The sequence below is a fragment of the Sphingopyxis sp. 22461 genome, assembly GCF_052044915.1.
Taxonomy (GTDB): domain Bacteria; phylum Pseudomonadota; class Alphaproteobacteria; order Sphingomonadales; family Sphingomonadaceae; genus Sphingopyxis.
In genome coordinates this window covers 1-19,887 of the sequence record NZ_JBQENY010000003.1, presented here as the reverse complement: position 1 = coordinate 19,887, position 19,887 = coordinate 1, and the positions used below count along the sequence as shown (strand labels likewise).

General features: G+C 62.5%; 13 protein-coding genes and 1 pseudogene. 3 read left to right on the top strand and 11 right to left on the bottom strand.

What is annotated here, in order from left to right:
• Positions 1–53: 53 nt before the first annotated feature.
• Together traA and ACTJI5_RS05060 are read left to right on the top strand one after the other, a co-directional pair.
• A complete protein-coding gene (gene traA / locus ACTJI5_RS05065; protein ID WP_440859570.1) occupies positions 54–2,963 on the top strand; it encodes a Ti-type conjugative transfer relaxase TraA in 2,910 nt (969 codons plus the stop codon).
• A gap of 7 nt (positions 2,964–2,970) precedes the next feature.
• Positions 2,971–3,717: a DUF6118 family protein gene (locus ACTJI5_RS05060; protein ID WP_440859569.1), complete on the top strand. Its 747-nt coding sequence runs from the start codon at positions 2,971–2,973 to the stop codon at positions 3,715–3,717.
• A gap of 273 nt (positions 3,718–3,990) precedes the next feature.
• On the opposite strand, the gene ACTJI5_RS05055 is transcribed toward ACTJI5_RS05060, so the two are convergent.
• From ACTJI5_RS05055 to ACTJI5_RS05035, 5 genes are all read right to left on the bottom strand, one after another.
• Complete coding sequence (locus ACTJI5_RS05055) at positions 3,991–5,520, bottom strand: hypothetical protein (protein ID WP_440859568.1); 1,530 nt, start codon at positions 5,518–5,520, stop codon at positions 3,991–3,993.
• Positions 5,475–7,844, bottom strand: coding sequence for a hypothetical protein (locus ACTJI5_RS05050; RefSeq protein ID WP_440859567.1), 2,370 nt, complete (start codon positions 7,842–7,844; stop codon positions 5,475–5,477). The genes ACTJI5_RS05055 and ACTJI5_RS05050 overlap by 46 nt, the downstream gene beginning before the upstream one ends.
• 228 nt (positions 7,845–8,072) lie before the next feature.
• Positions 8,073–8,672: a hypothetical protein gene (locus tag ACTJI5_RS05045; protein ID WP_440859566.1), complete on the bottom strand. Its 600-nt coding sequence runs from the start codon at positions 8,670–8,672 to the stop codon at positions 8,073–8,075.
• A 241-nt stretch (positions 8,673–8,913) separates the two neighbouring features.
• A complete protein-coding gene (locus ACTJI5_RS05040; RefSeq protein ID WP_440859565.1) occupies positions 8,914–11,343 on the bottom strand; it encodes an NACHT domain-containing protein in 2,430 nt (809 codons plus the stop codon).
• A gap of 147 nt (positions 11,344–11,490) precedes the next feature.
• A complete protein-coding gene (locus tag ACTJI5_RS05035) occupies positions 11,491–12,036 on the bottom strand; it encodes a hypothetical protein (RefSeq protein ID WP_440859564.1) in 546 nt (181 codons plus the stop codon).
• 137 nt (positions 12,037–12,173) lie between these two features.
• Between ACTJI5_RS05035 and ACTJI5_RS05030 the strand changes: the two genes are divergently transcribed.
• Positions 12,174–13,109 (top strand): hypothetical protein, encoded by a 936-nt coding sequence (locus tag ACTJI5_RS05030; protein ID WP_440859563.1) that lies wholly within the window; start codon positions 12,174–12,176, stop codon positions 13,107–13,109.
• Between the two features lie 39 nt (positions 13,110–13,148).
• Here ACTJI5_RS05030 and ACTJI5_RS05025 read toward each other — a convergent pair whose 3' ends face one another.
• The 6 genes and pseudogenes from ACTJI5_RS05025 to ACTJI5_RS05000 all read right to left on the bottom strand — a co-directional run.
• Positions 13,149–13,961: a hypothetical protein gene (locus ACTJI5_RS05025; RefSeq protein ID WP_440859562.1), complete on the bottom strand. Its 813-nt coding sequence runs from the start codon at positions 13,959–13,961 to the stop codon at positions 13,149–13,151.
• Positions 13,962–14,027: 66 nt separating this feature from the next.
• Positions 14,028–16,262, bottom strand: coding sequence for a YecA family protein (locus ACTJI5_RS05020; RefSeq protein WP_440859561.1), 2,235 nt, complete (start codon positions 16,260–16,262; stop codon positions 14,028–14,030).
• Positions 16,263–16,304: 42 nt separating this feature from the next.
• Positions 16,305–16,973, bottom strand: coding sequence for a thermonuclease family protein (locus tag ACTJI5_RS05015; protein ID WP_440859560.1), 669 nt, complete (start codon positions 16,971–16,973; stop codon positions 16,305–16,307).
• Between the two features lie 114 nt (positions 16,974–17,087).
• A pseudogene (locus tag ACTJI5_RS05010) lies at positions 17,088–17,378 on the bottom strand (OB-fold nucleic acid binding domain-containing protein); the annotation flags it as partial.
• Positions 17,379–17,935: 557 nt separating this feature from the next.
• The gene (gene groL / locus ACTJI5_RS05005; RefSeq protein WP_440859559.1) at positions 17,936–19,555 is read right to left on the bottom strand and encodes a chaperonin GroEL; all 1,620 of its coding nucleotides are present in this window, start codon (positions 19,553–19,555) and stop codon (positions 17,936–17,938) included.
• A gap of 46 nt (positions 19,556–19,601) precedes the next feature.
• A partial coding sequence (locus ACTJI5_RS05000; protein WP_440859558.1) for a co-chaperone GroES occupies positions 19,602–19,887 on the bottom strand: 286 nt, incomplete at its 5' end.

The window sequence follows — 19,887 nt, the reverse complement described above, 5'->3', positions numbered from 1 at the left end:
CGCGCTTATACGTCGTGCCGACGTGCCCGTTTTGCCCTAAATGGATAGCCCTCATGGCGATCTATCATTTCTCGGCAAAAGTCATTTCCCGCGCCGCCGGCAGCAGTGCTGTCGCTGCCGCGGCCTATCGTTCGGCCGACCGGCTGCACGACGAGCGGCTCGGTCGCAGCCATGATTTCTCGAACAAAGCGGGTGTCGTCCACAGTGAGGTGCTGCTGCCCGAGGGCGCTGACGAGCAGTGGCGCGAGCGGGAACGGCTCTGGAACGATGTCGAGGCGGCCGAGCTTCGCAAGGACGCGCAGCTTGCTCGCGAAATCGAGTTTGCGATCCCGCGCGAGATGACCGAAGGACAGGGGATCGAGCTTGCCCGCGACTTTGTCCAACGCGAGTTCGTCGACCGCGGCATGATCGCTGACCTCAATGTCCATTGGGATATCGGTGCCGATGGGCTGGCGCGGCCTCACGCGCATGTCATGTTGACGATGCGCGAGATCCGGATCGACGAGGATGGCAGCGCCGAGTTCGGCGGCAAGGTCCGCGACTGGAATCGCACCGAACTGCTGACCCACTGGCGCGAGGCGTGGGCGGATCATGTGAACGAGCGTCTGGCCGCGCTCGACATCGACGCGCGCGTCGATCACCGCACCTTGGAAGCGCAGGGGATCGAACTCGAGCCGCAGCACAAGATCGGTCCCGCAGCCTCGCGCATGGCGGCCGACGGACTTGAGGCCGACAGGCTCGTCGAGCATATCGAGATCGCCCGGTCGAACGGCGACAAGATCATCGCGGATCCGGGCATAGCGCTCGACGCGATCACGCACCGACAGGCAACTTTCACCAACCGCGACCTCGCGATGTTCGTGCATCGCCACAGCGACGGCAAGGATCAGTTCGATGCGGTGATGGCGGCGGTCAAATCATCGCCCGATCTGGTCGCGCTGGGTGAGGACGGGCGCGGCGAAAGCCGTTTCACGTCGCGGTCGATGATCGAGACCGAGCAGCGGCTCGAACGCGCGACTGCCACCCTCGACGCGCGCCGCAATCATGCTGTTGTCGAGCGCCATCGTGAACGGGCGCTGACGCTTGCGGCCGAGCGTGGCCTTGACCTGTCCGCCGAGCAGCGCGGCGCGCTGGAGCATGTCACCGGTGCACGCGGGATCAGCAATGTCATCGGTTATGCCGGAACCGGCAAGAGCGCGATGCTTGGCGTGGCCCGAGAGGTATGGGAAGCAGCGGGCTACCAAGTGCAGGGCGCGGCGCTGTCGGGTATCGCTGCGGAAAACCTCGAACATGGCTCGGGGATCGGCTCGCGAACCTTGGCGAGCCTTGAACATCAATGGGCGAACGATCGCGAGCGGCTGACCGACAAACACATCCTTGTGATCGACGAGGCGGGGATGGTCGGCACACGCCAGCTCGAACGCGTCGTGTCGGAAGCCGAGCGCCAAGGTGCGAAGGTCGTGCTCGTCGGCGATCCACAGCAGCTGCAGGCGATCGAAGCTGGCGCGGCGTTCCGCGCAACGGCCGAGCGTCATGGCGCCATCGAGATCATGGACATCCGCCGCCAGCAGGAAGACTGGCAGCGCGAGGCGACCCGCGAGCTCGCTACCGGGCGGACGGGCGAAGCGATCGGGCGCTATGCGGACGCCGGCTTCGTCCATACTGCCGATACCCGCGAAGCGGCGCGGAGTGAGCTCGTCGAGGCCTGGGATCGTGACCGGCAGGCGCATCAGGATGCGAGCCGCATCATTCTCACCCACACCAATGACGAGGTGCGAGAGCTCAACGAGGCGGTTCGCGTGCGGCTGAAGGCCGGCGGAGCGCTTGGCAATGACGTCGCGCTCGCGGTCGAGCGGGGCGAGCGGAGCTTTGCGGCGGGTGACCGCATCATGTTCCTGAAGAACGAGCGCGACCTTGGGGTCAAGAACGGCTCGCTCGGTACCGTACAGAGTGCGAGTCCGATGCGCATGGCGGTAATGCTCGATGATGGCCGCAGCGTTGCGTTCGACGTCAAGGACTATGCTCATATCGATCATGGCTACGCGGCGACGATCCATAAGGCGCAGGGTATGACCGTCGACCGGGTGCAGGTACTCGCGACGCAGGGGGTAGACAGCCATTCGACTTACGTCGCGCTGTCCAGGCATCGCGAGCAGGTCGATCTATATTATGGTCGCGACGATTTTGCGAACCAGAAACAGCTTGTGCGCGCCGCGTCCCGCGAGCGCGGCAAGGATATGGCGAGCGATTATCGGGGGCAGGAATCGGTGAAGGCCGCCGAGCCGAAACGCTCGATGTTCGCCGGGGTCAAGCTCAAACGCAGCGTGTCCGCCGAGGCTCTGGGCAAAGGTCCCGAACAGAAGTGCGAGGCGGCACCGCGCAAGCTTCGCGTCAGTGCCCGGGCGCTCGATGCGGGATCGGAGCGGGGCTCTCTTGACAGGGCGGTCGAGCGCTATGCGCGCGCGCAGCGCAATATCGACGCCATGCATGCGAAGGGGCTATCGCCCATTGGTCATCAGCGGAATGCCCTCGAGACCGCGGCGCGCGACGTCGACGCACTGCAGGCCGGCGGCTCGAAATATCTGTCTTCGGCATTCCGACGCGAGCCTGCCCTTGCCGACGAAGCGGCGAGCGGGCGCACCTCGCGTGCGATCGCGGCGATGGGCGCCGAGAAGGCTTACCGGCTCGATGCTCCGGCGCGCGCCGACCGGTTCGTTGCCGAATGGCAGGCGCGCAGTGAAGAGCTGCGGCATCATAAGGCCAACCATGATTATGCCGGCAGCAAGCGTGTCGGCGCCCAGCTCAATGACATGGCGAAAGCGCTGCACCGCGATCCGCAGCTCGAGTCGCTGCTTCGGGGACGCACCCACGAGCTCGGTCTGAAACGGCTTGAGAGCAATAGCGTGTCTCACGCGCTCCAGGAGCATCTCCGCCCCTCGCGTTCGCTCGGCATTGGGCTGTAAGCCTCTCATGATGGATGACAATATACCCCAAAACGCCCCCGAAGAGACCAGCGACGAGCTGGTCCCCGCGGACGAGCTCGCTCTCGATCAGGCCTTCGCGCGGCTGTCGGGGCGCATCTCCACGCTCTCCAGGGCTGTGGACCGGTTTGCCGATCGCCAGGACGAACTCGTCGGCCGCGACTATAGCGAGGATCTTGCGAAGATCGAAAAGAGCTTCGAGGAAACGAGCGAGGCGCTCGATAACCTCGCCGCCCAGCCGGTCCTGCAACTGACTCCCGATCGGCTTGCAGAGCAGCTCCGGCTCGCGGGCGGACGCGTACGATCCGACGATCACGACAAATGGCAGAGCGCCCAGAACCAGCTCGGCGAGATTACGCGCTCGCTTGAAAAGAGGCTGGGCGCCGCGCGGCTGCGCGACGAACAGAATCGATGGGTTGCTATCGGTGCCGGGATCGCCACAGTCCTCGCGTTCGTCGCCGGGTGCACGATACCGTCGGTTGTCGATCAAACAGTGCCGGAAGGCTGGCAATGGCCCGAGCGACGTGCCGCCAACCTTCTCTCCCGCGATATGTGGGGGGCTGGAGTTCGGTTGATGCAGACGGCGGACCCCGAGCGCTGGAACGCACTGGCGCAGTCGTCTCGGATCTATGGCCTGAATGAAGAGGCGATCGAGGCGTGCCGGAAACAGGCTGACCGACGGAAGAGATCGGTGGGTTGCTCGATCAGAATCGAACCCACCAAGGCGCGACCATAGAGGGCAACTTTGCGCCCGATCCAAGTCTTAGGTGGTCGCGAAGCGGCTGCCCGAAACCTGCCATTCCCGTTTCGGTTGCGCAGGCAAATTGCTATTTATCGCTTGTCGGGCCTCCCGGGATTTGAAAAATGTTGTACTCGACCATGTCGGCAGGCCGGCAAAATCTTCCCGACCTCATCCTTGCCGATTTTGGCGGGGGCGAGGCGCGCCTGCTGTCCGTCGAAGTCGTTGCGACCTATATAGGAAGGCCTTACGCCCTGGAGCTTACGAGCGTCATATCAGATCGCATTGCTGGGCAAGGCTGATCGCTGTCCGCAGCCGGTCCGGCGTCGGGCGCGGCATACCGCGCGTTCCTCGGCCGCGGGTAACGCGCCACCCGCCGGGCTCGAGAACAAGCCGCAGCCTCATGATCTTCTTAGCCCCGGCACGTGCGTCAGCGAGGCCGCGGCCCACCGACCAGTAAGTGTGCTGCGCAATGAGCCAGTTCTCGATCATATGCTTGAGGAATTGCTGCGGGCTATTATCACCGATCCGGTCCAGGTCGGCGGCTGCAAGCGCAATCGGAAGCCGCTCGCGTCGCTCCGATCGATCGTGCAAAGACGCGTTTGCCAGCATGGGCAGCGCAATCGCGGCGAGTGCGGTCGGGACGAAGGTCGCACCGTTCGGAAAGTTGGCCTGCAACGCATCCATTGCTTCGACGGGTGATACTGCGGTGGCGGCAAGCGCCTCGAGCCACGGCCGGGCGGTCTGCCCTTCCTCTGGCGGCGCGCGTTCGAGCATATACGCGGCGAGGGCTTCGGTGGTCATCGTCCCACCGCCGATCTCGGCAATGATCCATTCGAACAGCGCTTCCAGCCCCAGCCGGAAGGACTGGCGCATCTGCACACGCTTCCAGTGCAGCGCAGGCTCTGCGATTTTTGCATCTTCCAGTTCGAGCATTGCCGGGCGGAGTTCGCCTTCGCCTTCATCCTCCTCGTGCTGATCATCTGCAGCGCGCGTCAGGAGTTCAAAGCCGCCGCGTCTTTTGGTCGGCGCCAGGGCGCCCATCAATCGCTCGCGCATGGCGCGTTTTTCTTCTTCGAGAAGATTCTCCATGTCCCAAGTCGCGGTCCAGCTCCTCGCGGTCTTTCTGGTTAGCGTGCAGGGGCCGCGTTCGCGAAACAGCGCATGCCGGAGCAGCGGCTTGATCCGAGCTTCGAACGCGTCGAGCAGCTCGGCGGTCGCCTCGCCGGGAAAGCGCGTGCCCGCGTAATTGCGGTCGTCTTCGAGCAGCCTGAAGGCGCGAAGGCCCGGGCCGTAGTTGATAGCGGCGGTGAGCGCGGTCGAATTGCGGCGTGCCTTCACAAATGCGGTCCAGGCCGCATCGCCGAACAGGATTTTATCCTCAGCCCCCCACCGCGACCAGACGACCTGCTTGCCGGGCAAATCGACATCGACTTCGTCTTTCTGCAGCATCGACCAGGCAAAGGCCACCTCGATGCGAGCGACGAAATCTTCGTGCGACGAAACGGGCAGCGCCTCGCCGGACTTGCGGGCAAGCGCGATCGTTCGCCGCCATGCCCACGTCACCAGCGTGAAGGGCCGGATATAACGGGCGACATTGTTCAGACCGGGGAACACGTCGTTCATGAGGTCGAAGTTGATCTGCCTCAGGCCCAGCGGATCGACGCCGCCGAGACCGGCGCCTGCGGGATCGACGATGAAGCAGCTCTTCGCCTTCCGACTCAGTTGTTCAAATTCGGCGAGCGACGATGTCATCAGGGGTTCCTCGTCAGAATGAAGCCGTGGCAACGCGCTTCGCAAATGCCGGTGCTTCGTAACCGATTGGCTTCCTCTTCAGGAATGGCGATGCTGCAGCGCCGGCAGGCTTTCACCGGATGATCGACGAACTGGATACGGCGCTTACCCGATTCGCGCTGGCACTGGTCGAGCAGTTGCGGCCACATCTCATGAAGGGGAAGCGCCATGAGGCTTCCGGGAAATTGGCCCGCCCCAAGAGCGGCCTCGAGCGCGCGGACATCGTCATAAATCGTCCGTGCAGCCTGGATGGCCTTCAGCGTGTCGAGCGCATCTGTGCCGGGCGCCATAAAATCGACGAGCCCCGGAAGCGCCAACTGATCGTCAGGTGAGCGATCGGGGTCGATTCCGAGCTTCAACATTCGCCCGCGGGCTTTTGCTGCATCGAATTCTGAGCCGCCCGCGGCAAGATAAGCGATGCACCACGCCATCATATCGCGCGCGTCGCCGCCAAGCTCGATATCTTCCGCGAGCCGCAGGATGCGCGACAGTAGGCTCTCTGTCGCCGGATCTTCGGTCGTTACGCAAATGAACCGGACAATGCGCGCGACGTTCATGAGCTTCACGTCATTGTCGACCTGCGCCGCAAGTTTCTGGAACAGCTCGGGAAGACGCAGGCTGAGCTTGTCCGCCGCATCGGCAGCGCGCTGTCTGTGGGCGCGCTCGCTGCGATCGGCTTCGTCTTCATCATCCTCGGCCGCAGGTGTCGCCGTGGCCATGCTCCGCAGGAAACGCGCGACGAACTGCCGCCATGCGCGTTCTTCCTTACCCGCATCGCCGCTGCCGCTGTCCCCGCTACCCCCGCGGTCTTCGTCGCCGCCGCGCTCGCCCGTGCCGACGCGTGCCGCGTCGACGAGCGGATCGGGGCGCTTCTGCTGCGAACCGGTGGCCCGGCTGGCAATTATCGGCTCCACGTTCAGGATTTCGGGGTTCGTGCGCACGAACTCCATCAGCGCAAGAACATGCTCGGGGGTCTGCATGCCGCGCATGACCGCCAGCATCGACGGTAGCGCCTTGCCCGCCCGCGATTTGATCGAGCCAAAGTCTGGAGCGATTACGAAACCCTCGGCGATACCTTCTCCCGACACTAGACGGAGCTGAATGCGCCCCTCAAGCGACAATTCGGCCTGCTGGTCGAGCTTCTCCATCGGAATGGAGAATTTGCCATCCTTTATAGCCACGGTGCCGAGATCAATCGGACGGCGGTTAAGCTCCATCGTGACGGCCGCCTGCTCGGTGCGCCAGGGCGTCAATATACGTCCGTGAATGCCACCGTCGGTGTGCGCCGCCACCAAAATTCCTGTCTCGGCGGCGTCGTCATCATCGTCCTCCAAAGACACAGCTTGCTTCGGCGGCGGCTTCACGGCTGTGAACTTCCAGCGATGGCCCGTTCGGCGATCGATGCGCAATGTGCAAAGCTCGACATTGCGAACGCCAGCGCCCCCGTAAAGAAGTCCCGCCGAGGTCGCATTGGCGCTGCCCGACAGGATGAGGCGTCCCTCGGCGCAGCCGATCTCAATGATCTTGGCATGAAGACCACGCTTTACTTCGTCCTGGCCGACGAGGTTGGTAAGCTCGACCGGGCGGACTATCGCCGAGCGCCGCGGCCAATCCATGTCCTTCGGGGCGGGAACGCGGGTGCGAGGGACATGCGCCTCGACGTGCGCTACCCCGAGCGCGTCGGCGAGCTCGTCGATCGCCACTGCGTCCCAATAGGGGGATGCGATCGAGAGCGAGCGCGCGCCGCCGAGCGCTTTGGCCGCGGAGGTAAGCTGCTCTGCGATCGGCGCCTCCGTACTGCTGAGGATACGGACGCTCCCCTCATCGCGTCCTGCCGCTGCCGACGCGGACAGCCGTGCGCCGAGCGCTTCGCAAAGTGCGCGCGCGTCGTGCTCGCAGGTCTGCGCGGTGCCAAGCACGGTGAAAAACCGGCCCAGATCGCTCATGGCCAGTGCCATCCCATTGGCGTGCACATGATCAAGGCATTCGAGATTGGCCGACCAGCCGCCGAAGGTGAGATTGCCGGACCCCACGGTCGCGTGCGTAGCGTCATCGGACTCGAGAACCATGAGCTTAGGGTGAAAGCAGCCGGCGCGCGCGGCCACGGGATGAACGGCGTATTCGCGACCGATGCGAACGGCGCCGCGTTCCTTGAGCGCCATGCGGTAGCCGAGGGGATCGGTGAGGATCGTGATGTCCGACACGCCCTGCCGAAGCAGCGCCTCGACGAGCACCGCCTCGGTAAATGACGCGCTGAACGAATAGGTCGTGAAGGTGGCACGGCGCCATTTATGCGCAGCGATCAAATCGAGCTGTGAGAAGGTTTTCACAGGCGGTCCGCCCCATAGGCGGCAGTGCCAGCCGCGTGGACGATATTTTCCCGATCGATCATGTGCCTCTGCCCCCATGGCTAATTCGCACAGCTATCGGTGACGGGCAACCGGGCGGCGAGGGCGTTTACTTCCGGTTTGGTGCAATCGGCTTTTTTGTTGTCCTCGATTCTGGCCGATGCGGCTTGTCGTTCGTCTGCCGGATAGAGCGCGGTCCTGTGAATGAGGTCAGGATCGCGCGGCGGGCGCCCGGTGCGGCGAGGATGGAAAGTCCGCCCACTCGAGGCAAAGCATATCGCGCTTTGTCCTGGGCAGCGCTTTGCGATCGATAAGCTTGCCTTCGACCTCGAAATTGGCGTCGATCTTCACGATCAGCACCTTGCTGAAATTGCCCTTGAGGTTGAGCGTTACGGTCTCGGTCGTCTTGAACGGTGTGATCGTCTTCACCTCGACAAAGTCATTCCCGAGTTTGCCGTCGGAGCCCTGCGCGTAAATCCGGTGCGGCTTGATGCCATAGGTGATCGCGCCATAAAGTTCGCCAAGGTCACCATAGACCTGCAGATGGCGCCCGGTGAGTTCATGATAATCCGCAGCAGCTTCGAGCAGGCGTTGGAAGACCGGCACCAGATCGACGTCGAGATTCGGGAAGCGCGCTTGGAATTCAAGCCGTTCAAGATGGGAACTGATTTCGGTCCATGTGATCCACTCGCCATCGTCGTAGATGGCGTTGTCGTCATTCCACATATCTGTCGGGCCGTGCTTCATGATCCCGACGTTAGACGCGAATCCGTAAATGCCCAGTTTCGACGCGCTGTGTATGTTGGCCACATCGCGTAGCGGCTCCTGCCAAACCGTGATAAGATTTAGACGGCAGCCAAGTATAAAGGGTCCCGGAAACCTGCTTGACGGCAACTGGCCAGTTTAAACTGAAGAGATGCCGGGCCTCAATGCGCCTGATGTCAGTCGTTGTGAGGATGCTTGGATTGGTCTGAAAGCTGACATCCATTTCACAAGTGCGGGTTTGGCTTTGCGACGTAACGGCATCGGGCATCCTGTCAGGTGAGCCGGATCAGTTCCGCGGCACTGCGATTTTCCGCGATGCAGGCTTGACCTGCCGCGTAAAGATGTCCCGAAAATCCTTGGCGTGGCCGAAGTAGATTTGCGCGAAGCGCCGCGTCTCGACATCGAGGCACGCGAGCACGTCGCTGTAGGGTAATTGAAACTCTTCCGCCAAGTCCAGGAGCTGAATTGAATCGTGAACGCCGATATCGGTATCGGCGAGGCGGAGGCGCCGTTCCTTCTCGTCGAGGAGGCGCTTGCCGCGGAAACTGAAAGCGCGATCGAAGTGAAGATTGGCGAGTTCTGCCACAACCCCGTGCGCGAGCATACGGGCATCGTCGGTAGCCGGCTCGACAACGGCCTTACGCGACGTTTCGTCATAGACCGCGCGCGACATCAGGCGTTCGATCAGCGCGCCTGCGATCAGCTTCGCGCATTCGGGCTTGGGCATGCGGGAGAGTGACGCCTGGATTTGCAGCAGGGACAGCAAGAGGAAGAACAAGAGATTGTCGTCGGTCCGCATGGCAGCGACGATCTTCGGCGTCAGCACCTCGCGTAGTTCGATATGGTCACCGAAGATTTCAAGCAGTTGCAGCCAGATCGACGTCGACGGCAGTTCCGCGCGTAGCGCGTCCGCGCCGCCAAGCCGGTCGGCAAGGAAAGCGAAATATTCGAGCTGCAAGGGACCGCGCGGACGGTCGATCGTGTCGAGCCAGCCACGGTAAACGTCGGGATCGGGAGCATCGCGAAGAAACTCGAGGACGCCGTCGCGAACGAGGCGCGAATAGACGGGCTGATCGGCTTCACTCGGCTGGTGTCGTACCATGCGCTCGGCCACGAGAAACTCTGCGAACGACCGGTGGCCGAAGTAATAGATGTCGCCAGATTTCTTTTCGAGGAACGAGCCAGTCAGATATTCGCGTTTGAGCGAGTCGAGATCGGCGGAATCTCCGGGGGCCAACGCTTCGAAGAGATCATCGGGAATGTCGGATGCAGAAAAGGAGGTTGCACCGCCCTTCTTGGTCCACAGCCAGAAAGCGATCTCGCTCAGGAAGGTAATACGCTGGCCCTCGTTGATAGGGCGGCGGACCTCTTTGTCGGCCTCCCGTTCGGCGAGCGAAGAGAAGAAAATTTGATACAGGCCCCAGCGCGTCATGCCCTCGGCAAACCGCGAGAGGTCGACGGCCGGGTCGGACGCGAGGTCGGTGAGGATCTTTGCATGGACGGGCTTGCCGAACAGCTCGGGTTCGATCGCCGCGATCTTTTCCACTTCGTCAACGCGGGCGTCGATCCACGCTTGGTCGAGCCCAAGTGCGGGCGAGCGGCTGACCAGGTAACCCAGATAGCCGCGGAAGAATTGCGAGCGTTCTGCGGCGGTGAACTCGTCGAGATCATATTCGATAAATTCGGGCCAGTCGGGCAGGCGACGCCAACCCTCCCCGAAGCGTTTGACGCCGCGCAAAACATGGAAATGCTCGTCAGTCGATGTGAATGCGCTTGGGCGGCCGAGCAGCACGACCTTGGCTTGCCCGTCGGTGAGCCGATTGAGGTCGTGCACCTGCGATCGGAAATCGGACCAGCTCATCGCATGCTTCATTTCGTCGAAACCGTCGAGGACGATTAGCATCCGGCCCTTTCGGTTGAGTTCGAAGAAGCTGCGGCCCTGAAAGCCTTGCTGGACCGGAAAGTCCGACGAAAACATGCCTCCGAGGAGTCCTTCGACCGTCGAGAAGCGCGCGAGGTTGCCGAGCGGGATGAGGACGGGCCGGCGCGCGATCGGATCACGCAATGCGCGCTCGGCCTGCGCCGCGACAAGACGCCTCGCGAGCGAGGACTTGCCGGCGCCATATCCGCCGAGAATAGCGATCGGGCGGGTTTCATCGGATGCGATCCAGGACTCGATCTCGCCGAACAGTTCTACCGCTTGTTCGGCGAGTTCACGCGTATCGTTCGTTCCGTAGTTCGCGCGGCGCGCCTTGCCTTCGACATAATAGCTGCTGAGACCGTCCTGGTCGAACAGCTCCCGCTGGTGCCGAACATATTCGGTGAGGCCGAGCGCCTCATTCTCCAGCTCCCAGATGGTCTGATGCCGCATCTCGGGACGCTCATCGAGAATGTAGGATTGGGCGTCCGCACTCAGCCCTTCGCGCGTGACGAGCAACAAAGTCGCCGGTCGGTTCGCTTCTATAATTCCCTGATAGTCCGCCCAGATATGAACGGCTTCAGCTCGGCTCAGATTTCTGCTGTAATCTTTGGCCTCGACATAGATGCGAACCGGCTTGCCGAGGTCGTTTCGCGTGAAGAAGAGATCGACCTTCTTCCCCATTGCCCGGTATTCGCGCTGGGGCCGACCATAGCGCGGGGTCAGGAGGTTCGCCGCCTCGTCGCGCAGGGCGTCACCGGGGCTTGGATCGGGATTTTCTAGATCTAGGGTCGACATGGCGCGGCTTTACTACGCTCGGCGCGGTCTGGATAGCGGTGCGCCTTAACGAAGATGCGCCGATATGGAGGCGAGAACGCCGTTACTGATCGAGCAGCGGGGTTCCTATGGGTACGCGTCGGCCGTCAGTTTTGAAGGCGAAGGCCGTCATCCGCGGTAACCTTGCTCGCGTTTCAATTCCCTGATGCGTTCGATGACCGGCGAGCTGATCCGCGGGCGATTGATGTCCCGGAAGAGTTTATTGACCTTGGTGACGCCCGAATCCTCTAGGATCATCCGGCGCGTCTCGATCCACTCCCGATTGAGCCGTTTGATGCTCACCTCTTTATCTTCGTCGGGCTGATCCTGAAACTCTTCGACACCCATGAATAGCGCCGTGCAATGAGCGCCTAGCTCTTCGTCGATGTAGAGCACGCTGCGTGTGGTATGTTCTGCGATAGGCGCGATCGCCATAGATATGAGATCGTGGCGTTCGTCTGACGACAAGCCCGGCGCGTTGATCACATGCGTTGCAATTCCGTGGCTTTCGATGAGGATTGCCGTGAGCGTGTCATACGCCTCCAGGCGCTTGGCGAAGATTGCGGCTGCGAATTGTTCCGCGCGCTGTCGTCGACGCAACATCTCGCCCATCAATATACCTAGCGGAACACCCACCAGGCCGATCAGCGCACCCGTCAATTGCGGCCAGTCCATTGCATTTCCCCTTTTTCACGGCTCGATCGACATGTGTATTCCTGGCTATCGCGAAACCGGTGCAGACGTCTAATTGACGGTTCACGTGAAATATAGTAGTTACGTGATATTATTTCTACACGTGAAGGTTGACGTCTATGGAATTTCGAGCCCCGACGGTCGCCGCGCAGCAAAATGCGGAGGCCATTTCGTATCTCACCAAGAGTCTGAAGGATCCGGCGGCCGGTCGCCGTCAGGTCGAGCAACTCATCGAGGATCTCGGCAATGCGGTCGCCTATTATCCCGACTGGCATCCGCTGCTGACCTTGCCGCCGCGCCATGGCGCCGACTATGTGTCGAGCCTGTCGGAACTCAAGACCTATGCCGGCATGGATCACACGCGCGAGTTCGTCCGGGGCTTCGTCACCTGTCCTTATTCGTCAGAGGTCGCCGACCGGCTGGTCAAGGCCGTGAACGCGGTGGAGGGGCTTTATGCCCGCCGTCTCGACGCGCCACTTTATGCCGACAACGCTTACCCGGTTGTCGTCGCAGCGTTGACTGTCACGCTGGAAGCCGACGGCACGATAAGAGGCCGCGATGTCCTTGCTTGGTTCGTGCAGCAGTCTGCGCGCGAAGCGCAGGGCGCCCAAGTTGCCGAAACCTGGTGGAATGTACGGTCAGTCATTCTCGGAGCGCCGCACGGTTCTCGATCGTCTCTCTTCGTAAACCAGCATACGGGCGTCCATATGCGCAAGATATTGGAGGCCATGAATGCCAGCGGCATGTTCGGCCCGATCAAGGAATCCTCGCTCGCGATGCTCTCGCCGAAAAAGCTCCACACGATCGGCGACACGCTGATCCGGACGGCAATCAGGAACTGGGATCGCGAGAGCGCGACGCTTGAGTTCGAGATGCGCGGCGAAACCTGCAAGGCCGCGTTTCGCGACACCTGGGATGACGGCACCGAATATTCGGTGCGCGTCGAGATCGGAAAATACGAACTTTTCGTGTCGGGCTTCTACGAACCCAAGGGCGAAAAAATCTCGTTCACCGATCCGCAGGGCAAGCGCGAGGTGGCTGAGAAATTCTTGTAGAATCCTCCTGCGGACTAGCCCGGCAGGAGGCGGCGGGGATCAAGCCTCGATTCCGTCCGGATAGGTGCGTCCGAACGCCTTATAGGTTGCTTCGCCTTCGAGATGAATCGCACGGATCCAGTCGGGTGCCAGCGGCTCGACCGCTACGAGATCGGCGGAGCTGTCCCAGCCTTCGCTGAGTCCAAGTGCTTTCGCTTGCGTATCGAGGATGCATCCTGCAACGGAGAAGGCGCGTGTTGTAGTCCAAAGTGGAAGGTCGACCTCGACAATCGCCGGCGTGCCGATCGCGGCGAGCGTGTCTCCCATCGGTCCCTCGATATGGTTGAAGGCGACCGACTCGCCGCCCCATTTGCCGAGCAGTTCGGAAACGCCGTCATAGTCGGTGGGATAGGGGTGCGTCGTCAGCCAGATGCGGTTTTCCCGGTTTCCGCCGACCTGCTGGTGATAACAGCTCGAAGCGAACAGCGCCTCGGCGGTTGCTGCGTCTATCAGGCCCTCTTCGACGAGCAGGGCGAGCCGCGCTTTGATCGCGGCCATCGTCATTGGCTGCATGCCGCCGTGCCGGATCGCTTCGACCTCGCGCGGGATCAGCCGCGTATAGTGATATGCTCGAACACGGCGTTCTCCGACCAGCACGGCGGCAGAGTCGCGTAGCTGCGAATAGGCAGGGCCATACCGGTTTTGCACGGGGGCTCCGCGATGCCCGTCCGCGGCGCGCTCGGCATCAAGTCGTCGATCTTCCTGCCAATAATCGGTGATCAGCGGGCTTGCCTCGGCGAGGAAGCCCTGCAGTTCTGGATCATAGGTCCGGGGATTCCAGACATCGATCGGCGCGGTGGGCAATGTAATCATCGTGTCTCGCTTATCGCGTTCGAGCCGTCCAGCCTACCGGAAGACGCGCGGCGTCTGACGCGCGGGTCAAAGCGGCCCGCAACAATGTTTGGTTTTCCGACCGCTCCCACATCGACAGGGCACATTGCGACCTGCGGGCGTACGCGGACGGGGTGTTTTCGAACGCAAGGCGCGGGGCACGTCAGCAGAACGGGCCTTCCCCGGGAAATGCCGGGCGAGTTCGGCCGCGCCCGCATCATAGGTCCAAGGATAGTCTAGGCAGAGCCCCGCGACCGGAAGCCCGTCGTCGGGATCGAGAATAACCCCGAACCAACGCGCGAACCGTTCGCGATATTTGGCGGCCTCAACATGCACTTCGAGCCGCGTCCGCGCTGTTTGACGATCGAGCCGGCTTGTGTGGACAGTGAGTCCCGTACCGCCGAGTGAAAGGCTAAAATCATGCAGGCGGCCGTCCGCGCGCACCTGTTGCGTGATCGTCGTCGCGCCGGCATTGAACGCCTGCACCGACGATCCACTGGCCTCGAGCAGCAAAAGCCCGAGGTCGACCATCGCCGCCTCGGGCGCGCTCTCGATCCTCGCAAGGGTCCCATCGAAGATCGTTCCCGCAAAGGCTGTCAGCGGTCCCTTGGGCGTTGTCGCGCCCGGAACCCCGCGGCGGCGCGCGGTCATTGCGATCTCGATGTCCGCGCCGATATTATCGTCGAGGAGCATTCCGGTATATTGATCGTCGACCCACAGGTTCCGCTTCACATGCTCCGAAAGCAGGACCATCTCATGCGAATATATCAGCCGCTCGCCGAAGCGGTCGCGAAGCTCGCAATAGGCGAGAAAGCGAAGAGGACGATCCAGCATCTCAGCGAGGGCATCGAGCGCGAAAATGTCGGTGACGATCGGCTCGGCGACACCGGCGACCGTTCGCCGGACCAGAAAGCGTTCGGTCTGCGCGACTAGAGCCGGATAATGGTCGGACACGAGGCAGAGGGGATAGATTTTCGTCGGCGGTGCCGCGAGCACGAAGGGCGATCCATCCTTGCGTACGACGCGGATCGCCGGATCGACCAGCGCCTCGGCGCAGACGAGGGCCTGATCGTACGCCTGCTGGACGGCCCTCTCGAAACTTGTCCGCAACGCCTCATCGTCGCCGCTGCGCGCCTTGAGGGTCAGGCGCTTCGACTTCGCCTGGACAAGTACAAGGCGTCCTCCAAACTCGACCAGAATGTCGATCTCGCCCACCTCACGGCCTTTGCCCTTGAACAGACGTAGCCCGCGGTGCACCCGTGAGGGGCCGAAGACATCGGCAAGGCGGCGCTCGGTAAAGGTTTCAGTAAAATCTCCACGGTGGATTCCGGCGGTCCGGCAATACGCCTTGTCGTCGAACATCCAGAAGAATGGTCCCTCGTAGAGAGCCTCGAACAACGCATATTGCTGGAACAGAGCATAGGTTCTGTCTCCGAGCGCAATCAATGGCGCGGTTGCGGCCCGATTATGATCGTGGATCGACAAGAAGTCCGCATTGCCGCCAATCGGTGTCGAAAAGGCCTCGAGAATGGCGTCGAGGCTCGAATCCGGAAGGGCGCAGCGAACCGCGATCGCGGCTCGATCTAAGATAAAGCCTTGCAGCAGCGACCAGTCTTCGCGGCCTGCCTGATTGGTCTCGACAAGGCGCGCGGTGATCTGCTCCTCCTGCAGCGCGACTATGGCATCGACCGCGGTGCAGGCGTCTTCGATCGTGAACCGCTTGTTGGTTTCGAGCCAGTCGTTGTCGGCCCGGTATTTTTCGGCGGCGAGGTCGCGATACTGGAAGGTGAATGCCGATTCCGCGCCGTAGAACATCGGCTCGCGCATCGCTTCGCCGGTTTCGCGCATCTCGATATACGCTTCGAGCGACGGCGCGCCGGTCGGAGGCAGGTTGAGCCGGTGTTGCAACTCGCTCAAGAGTGCCTCGGCGCGTGCGAGCACCGCGGCGGGGTTCGCTGGGGGCGCTGCCAAGGCGTCTCCGCCGTCTTGGATCATATAGCCGATCAGGGTAGCGATTTCGGGACGATTGAGACGGCTGAAGCCGTAAAGATTTTGCATGTCGGCGGGCGTGACTTCCTCGTGATAAATCACGAAATCGTCGCGGACGACGAGATGAGCGACCAAATGCGCAAATCCCGGGGTACGGCAAGTCTCACGAAGTTCGATGAGGATGTCGGCCTCGCTGCGCGGCGGGGCCTTCGTTGCGGCCTCGCGCCGTGCCGCCTCGTCGGCGCGGCGGCGCTGGTGCCGCGCGAATCGGCTTTCCTGCTTGCGCTTCGTCACTGCCTTCGATCATCCTTGCTGGCCGACTTGCGGCAGGTGGTTTCAGCGCGGGCGGTATGGCTCGCAAGCTACTCCGTCGCCGTCACCATCCATTTCCGGTCGATAGCCCGCCTCGCCGCGATGTAACGGCGCGGTGCCTGCTGCCCAAGCCTCCTTGCAGTTCCGGTAATAGACGCCGCTCGGCTGTACAGTGGAGCGCGACGGGGCGCGCGCTATCGGAGGTGGCGTCGGAGTCAGGCGTGGCACCGGGTTCGCCTTGCGGTAGTCGGCGGGCAACTGGAACTCGCTGCCCCAGATGCCGATGAGCCCGTCACGGGCGCGGGCTTCGTTGGTGACATATGCGGTTGTGAAGTTGGGGAGCGCGACGGCGAGGCCGGCGTCGACCATCGCTGCCGATAAGTCCGTCTGGCCGATGCGGCAGGTCGCGACGGTTCGGCCATAATCGTCCGTATCGCGATATTCGCAGCGGACTGACTTCCCTTCGACAAGCATGGAAAGTTTGTCGGCGGCCTCCTTTCCGCAGGTCCAGGTTGCTCCACCGCGCGTGCAGGTCTGCTTATATTCGGGGGCGTCGATTCCGTGGAGGCGAATCACGATCCCCGTCATGTTGAGCGTATCGCCGTCGGTTCCGCGGGCGCTTCCGCTGACGTCCTGTGCTTGCGCAGCGGCCGCTGTCCCGAACGCGACTATTGTGAGGATGATCTTGCGCATTCTCGTACCCTTCCTTGCCTCGATCATATTTCGATGCCAGCGCAATTCAATCGGATCGCTGCCGATCTGTTCATTGTGGTTCTATTGGAAATTGCGACTGCGCTGTGGTAGTGGCTCGCGGCTGTCGGGGACGCCGCCATTCGAGGCGCCGTCACCGCGCCCGGGCGCGACCGTGAAACCGGTCCGACCGATGCTGCCGAGCATCGCGTCATGATCGACGATGCGGTCGGCGATGACGTGAATGACCTCGCCCTCCTTCTGAAGACGGCCGCGGATCGCGACCATTGACGCAGCCATGACCTGCCTTCGGTAGATTTCGAAGCGGTCGGGCCAGAGGATCGCATTGGCGATGCCGGTTTCGTCTTCGATCGTATTGAACAGCACCCCCTTGGCGCTGTCCGCCTTCGCCGCGAAGTGCCCCAAAGCGGCCTGACTGCAACCGGCCATATGGTATTATCGCGAATTCAAGATGCGCCCACCCTTCGATGTGTTGGACACGGGGGCTCATCAACGCGCGCAAGATCGTCGAGGTCGCCTTGTCGGACTAGGCCACGCGAATAGCCTAAGCCGCGATAGAAAACTGGAACATTGCCCAAAGCGTGTAATAGGCAAGATCGGTAGCTACCGGTTCGATGCCGTCCGGGGCGCCGTCGAGTAACACGGAAAGCCTATGGTCTCAGGACGGTCGACTAAAGCCTTCAATGACGGGACGATCGTGTCGCGAGCTCTTCGAGCACCGAATTCCAGTAGGCGATTTCCCGGTCGTTGCCGCGTCCGTTGGCCCATTTGATTTGTCGCGCGACGAGGCGTTCGGCCTCCTTCCCGTGTCGCAGCCTCAGTTGTGCCGAGCAGCTGCGAACGCTTTGGCTACCGTGAAAGGACATGGCTGGTCTCCAAAAATCTCCCTATTGTCGTCGATTGCGGGCGGATGGGGGCGGCGGCGACCCGCCGCCCCCGGTTGGTCAGAAGTCCATCGCCGGCATCGGCGCGGCCTTCTCCTCCTTTGGCAGTTCGGCGACGAGCGCTTCGGTGGTGATGAGCAGCGAAGCGACCGAGGCCGCATCCTGCAGCGCGGTGCGCACCACCTTGGCGGGGTCGATGACGCCGGCCTTGACGAGATCCTGATATTCGCCGGTGGCGGCATTGAAGCCCCAGTTGTAATCGTCGCTTTCGAGCAGCTTGCCAACGATCCACGCACCATCCTCGCCGGCATTGTCGGCGATCTGCCGCGCCGGGGCGCGGAGCGCGCGGCGGACGATGTCGACGCCCGACTGCTGGTCGTCGTTCGCGGCCTTCAGGCCTTCGAGCGCCTTCAGCGAGCGAAGGAGCGCAATGCCGCCGCCGGGCAGGATGCCTTCCTCGACCGCCGCGCGCGTCGCGTGGAGCGCGTCGTCGACGCGGTCCTTCTTCTCCTTGACCTCGACCTCGGTCGCGCCGCCGACGCGGATCACCGCGACGCCGCCCGCGAGCTTGGCGAGCCGCTCCTGCAGCTTCTCGCGGTCATAGTCGCTGGTCGTCGTCTCGACCTGCTGGCGGATCTGCGCGATGCGGCGGTCGATGTCGGCCTTGGTGCCCGCGCCATCGACGATGGTCGTATTATCCTTGTCGATGACGACCTTCTTCGCGCGGCCGAGCATGTTGATCGTGACATTCTCGAGTTTGATGCCGAGTTCCTCGCTGACGACATTGCCGCCGGTGAGCACCGCGATATCCTCGAGCATGGCCTTGCGGCGGTCGCCGAAGCCCGGCGCCTTCACCGCCGCGACCTTGAGGCCGCCGCGCAGGCGGTTGACCACGAGCGTCGCGAGCGCGTCGCCCTCGACATCCTCGGCGATGATGAGCAGCGGCTTGCCCGACTGCACGACGCCCTCGAGCAGCGGCACCATCGCCTGCAGGTTCGAGAGCTTCTTCTCGTGGATGAGAATAGAGGGGTCGTCGAGCTCGACCTTGAGCTTCTCCGCATTGGTGATGAAATAGGGGCTCAGATAGCCGCGATCGAACTGCATGCCCTCGACCATCTCGAGTTCGGTCGCGAGGCTCTTGGCTTCCTCGACGGTGATCACGCCCTCGTTGCCGACCTTGTCCATCGCCTCGGCGAGGATGCGGCCGACTTCCTCGTCGCCGTTCGCCGAGATCGTCGCGACCTGCGCGATCTCGTTGTTGGCGCCGACCTTCTTCGCATGGGCCTCGAGGTCCTTGACCACCGCGTTCACGGCAAGATCGATACCGCGCTTGACGTCCATTGGGTTCATCCCCGCAGCGACCGCCTTCGAGCCTTCGCGGACGATCGCCTGCGCAAGCACGGTCGCCGTCGTCGTGCCGTCGCCCGCCTTGTCGTTCTGTTTCGAGGCGACCTCGCGCAGCATTTGGGCGCCCATATTCTCGAACTTGTCGGCAAGCTCGATTTCCTTGGCGACGGTGACGCCGTCCTTGGTGATGCGCGGCGCGCCAAAGCTTTTGTCGATCACGACATTGCGGCCCTTGGGGCCCAGCGTGACCTTCACTGCATTCGCAAGCGTATCCACGCCGCGCAGCATGCGATCACGCGCGTCCGACGCAAATTTCACTTCCTTGGCAGCCATTTTTACCTCCTTCTTGCTGTCCTTTCAGTTGCTGTATGAGTGGGCGTTACGCCGCCTGCTTGAGCGCCTCGGCCTGCTCGATGACCCCGAGGATGTCGCTCTCCTTCATGATGAGCAAATCCTCGCCGTCGATGCGCACCTCGGTGCCCGACCATTTGCCGAACAGAATCCGATCGCCGGCCTTGACGTCGAGCGCGGTGACCGTGCCGTCCTCGGCGCGGACGCCCGGACCGACGGCGACGACTTCGCCTTCCTGCGGCTTTTCCTTGGCGGTGTCGGGGATGATGATGCCGCCCGAGGTCTTCTCCTCGGCTTCGATGCGGCGGACGACC

What these genes read in the sequence shown, in the direction of transcription:
- ACTJI5_RS05040 (WP_440859565.1), bottom strand. Translation starts at nt 11,343, where the DNA reads ATGTCGACCCTAGATCTAGAAAATCCCGATCCAAGCCCCGGTGACGCC.
- ACTJI5_RS05060 (WP_440859569.1), top strand. Translation starts at nt 2,971, where the DNA reads ATGATGGATGACAATATACCCCAAAACGCCCCCGAAGAGACCAGCGAC.
- traA (WP_440859570.1), top strand. Translation starts at nt 54, where the DNA reads ATGGCGATCTATCATTTCTCGGCAAAAGTCATTTCCCGCGCCGCCGGC.
- ACTJI5_RS05030 (WP_440859563.1), top strand. Translation starts at nt 12,174, where the DNA reads ATGGAATTTCGAGCCCCGACGGTCGCCGCGCAGCAAAATGCGGAGGCC.
- groL (WP_440859559.1), bottom strand. Translation starts at nt 19,555, where the DNA reads ATGGCTGCCAAGGAAGTGAAATTTGCGTCGGACGCGCGTGATCGCATG.
- ACTJI5_RS05035 (WP_440859564.1), bottom strand. Translation starts at nt 12,036, where the DNA reads ATGGACTGGCCGCAATTGACGGGTGCGCTGATCGGCCTGGTGGGTGTT.
- ACTJI5_RS05025 (WP_440859562.1), bottom strand. Translation starts at nt 13,961, where the DNA reads ATGATTACATTGCCCACCGCGCCGATCGATGTCTGGAATCCCCGGACC.
- ACTJI5_RS05015 (WP_440859560.1), bottom strand. Translation starts at nt 16,973, where the DNA reads ATGCGCAAGATCATCCTCACAATAGTCGCGTTCGGGACAGCGGCCGCT.